4 protein-coding genes are annotated in these 2,745 nt (G+C 69.9%); 2 read left to right on the top strand and 2 right to left on the bottom strand.

What is annotated here, in order from left to right; translation table 11 throughout:
* A partial coding sequence (locus BN11_RS25935) for an Lrp/AsnC ligand binding domain-containing protein (protein ID WP_048699986.1) occupies positions 1-249 on the bottom strand: 249 nt, incomplete at its 3' end.
* 237 nt (positions 250-486) lie between these two features.
* Here BN11_RS25935 and BN11_RS19300 point away from each other — a divergent pair.
* Positions 487-1,659, top strand: coding sequence for a trans-sulfuration enzyme family protein (locus tag BN11_RS19300; protein ID WP_048699982.1), 1,173 nt, complete (start codon positions 487-489; stop codon positions 1,657-1,659).
* On the opposite strand, the gene BN11_RS19295 is transcribed toward BN11_RS19300, so the two are convergent.
* A complete protein-coding gene (locus BN11_RS19295) occupies positions 1,628-2,212 on the bottom strand; it encodes a PadR family transcriptional regulator (RefSeq protein ID WP_048699980.1) in 585 nt (194 codons plus the stop codon). The two genes, BN11_RS19300 and BN11_RS19295, sit on opposite strands and share 32 nt — an antisense overlap.
* 35 nt (positions 2,213-2,247) lie before the next feature.
* Between BN11_RS19295 and BN11_RS24410 the strand changes: the two genes are divergently transcribed.
* The coding region (locus BN11_RS24410; RefSeq protein WP_048699978.1) for a hypothetical protein at positions 2,248-2,745 on the top strand (498 nt) is incomplete at its 3' end.

Here is a 2,745-nt window from a genome sequence, read left to right as displayed (position 1 = left end):
CACGGCCGCGGATTGCCCCTGGCGCGGGGCACCGGTCAGAGCGGCCCGGGCTGACCGCGCTCGTGGCCGAAGACGAGGCTGGTTCCAGTCGCGCAGGTAGCTCGCGGAGGGCACAGCCACGTGGAGCAGGTAGTCGTCGTCGCCGGCGAGGTGGAAGCTCTGCACCACCTCGGGGAGGCGGGGCACGGTGGCGGTGAGGACCGGGCGCCCGATCCGTTCGGGGTCGAGGTCGGCGTGGAAACCCCGCACGATCCCCCGGTCGATCAGCTGCGCGCCGCGAGGCGGTTGTTCGCGATGCGGGCGTCGGCAACGAGGGCGTCGACGAGGGCGAGGTCGACGTCGTCAAGATCGACACTGGGCCGAATTTCCTTCGCCATCGAGGCAGAATAGCGATGATTGTTCGCCAGCGGGGCCGCCAACGGTGCCGGCTCGGGCACTTGTTCGGCGGAGTACCCGCTCACCCTGCAACCCTGGGACCCTCGGAAGATGACGACGACGTCCAGCCCCGGTCTTGCAACCCGTGCCGTCCATGCCGGCCGCGATGACTTCACCGACCGCGGCGTGCACGCCCTGCCCATCGACCTGTCGACGACCTACCCGCTCGCGGATGTCGAGGCGGGGGGCGCGGCATACGACCATCTGAGCGGCGGCCGGCCCCCGGAGACAGGCGATTCCTATGTCTACGCCCGGCTGTGGAATCCGACGGTCGCCCACTTCGAGGCGGGCATCGCCGCGCTGGAGGGCGGGAGCGACGCCATCGCCTTCGCCAGCGGCATGGCGGCGACGACCGCGCTGCTGATGTCGCGCGTCGCGGCGGGCAAGCCGCACGTCGTGGCCATCCGGCCCCTGTATGGCGGCACCGATCACCTGCTGGCGACGGGGCTGCTCGGCACCGAGGTCACCTATGCCCGGGAAGGCGAGGTCGCGTCGGCCATCACCGAGCGCACGGGTCTGGTCTTCCTCGAGTCCCCCGGCAACCCCACTCTCGACCTGATCGACATAGCCGCCGTCACCCGTGCCGCGGGCGGTGCTCCGGTGGTCGTGGACAACACCTTCGCCACGCCGGTGTTGCAGCGCCCGCTCGAGCACGGCGCTCGCGTCGTCCTGCATTCGGCGACGAAATTCCTTGGCGGACACGGCGATGCGATGGGTGGCGTGCTCGTCACGGACAGCGAGACCGCCGCCACCGTGCGCCCGATCCGGGCCATCACCGGCAGCATCCTGCACCCGATGGGGGCGTACCTGCTGCATCGTGGCCTGGCTACCTTGCCCATCCGCGTGGAGCGTCAGCAGCGCACGGCCGTTGCGGTTGCTGCCGCGCTGGCCGAGCACCCGGCGATCCGGCGGGTCATGCATCCGTCGCGCCCGGGCGGGGACCCGCTCGCTCTTGTGGGCCGGCAGATGAGTGGCCCAGGCTCGATCCTCGCGTTCGAGATGCGCGACGGGTATGAGGCGGCACTCGCCGTCGCGAAACGCGTGCACCTGATCACCCACGCCGTTTCGCTCGGCGGCGTGGACACCCTCATCCAGCATCCCGCCGGCCTGACGCACCGTCCCGTGGCCTCCGAGGCCAAACCCGGCCCGGGCATCCTGCGGCTGTCGGTGGGGCTGGAGGACGCGAGCGACATCATCGACGATCTGGTGCACGCGATCGAGTGACGGCCCCGGGGCGCCGCAGCTGAGTGAGCATCCAGTCGCACCACTCGAGTGCGGCCGCACGATTGCGCACGCCGCCTTCCAATGTCAGCCACGAGCCGAAGTCGGGGTGGCTCGGGTCCTCGGCCGTCCCGCCGGACGTCAACTCCGCCAGCTCGCGGCGGTAGGTCTCCAGTCGCTCGCGATGGACCTCCCGTAGTTGTTCCACGAGCAGTACGGCCGCATCGGGATCCACCGTCCAGATCGACCAGATTTTCAGCGTCTCCAGATCCCGCACGGGCTGCGGCTCGAAGTCCGAGGCGACGAAGGCACGCAACGCCTCCATGCCGGCGGCGGTGATGGTGTAACGCTTGGTGTCTCGCGGTCCGGCTCCGTCGATCACGGTGTGCCGCACCAGTTCTGCGCTTTCCAGCCGCGCCAGCTCGGGATAGATCTGTGAGTGGTGGGCGTGCCAGAAGTAGCCCACCGGGCGCTTCATCTGCTGAGCGAGTTCATAGCCGGTCAGCTCCCGTCGGGCCAGCAGGCTCAGCACGGCGAACCCGAGCGTCGACGTCATGGACACAGCCTAGAGGCAGATGTCAGAATTGACATATGAAACGCGCAGCGTCCTGTGGTGTCGCAGTCGTGGTGGCCGTGTCCGCGTGCGGCGGCCAGTCGTCGCCGCAGCCACCGCCGGCGACCGGTGCGTCCGCCGCCGTGACCACGTCCGGGGCCTCGTCCTCGCCCCGGCCTTCGGTCAGCCGGACCACGCCGCCCCCCGAGACGCGACTCGAGGAGGAGTGCGGCCTCGGCGCCAAGGGGCCGATCGAGGGCGTGCGCCCGGACGCCGAGAGCGAAATCCGTTACGGCCGAATCGGTTCCGGATCGACGGTGGCGATCTTCTTGCACCAGTCGCCAGGGAGCATGTGCGGCTGGATGGACTATGTCGGCCTTGCGACGAAGCAGGCCGAGTTCACCGCGCTCACCGTGAACTCGTGCGGCAAGGGCGACACCCGGTGTTCGAAAGCCCTGTCCGACAACCCGGTCGGCTTCCTCACCCCGATCGTCGAGCACGCCCGGACCGAGCTGGGCGCCGACCGCGTGGTCGTC

Origin of the sequence: Nostocoides australiense Ben110 (assembly GCF_001050535.1) — a bacterium.
GTDB lineage: Bacteria > Actinomycetota > Actinomycetes > Actinomycetales > Dermatophilaceae > Nostocoides_A > Nostocoides_A australiense.
Note: the sequence above shows the minus strand (reverse complement) of the source record. Positions and strands in the feature narration are given on the sequence as shown.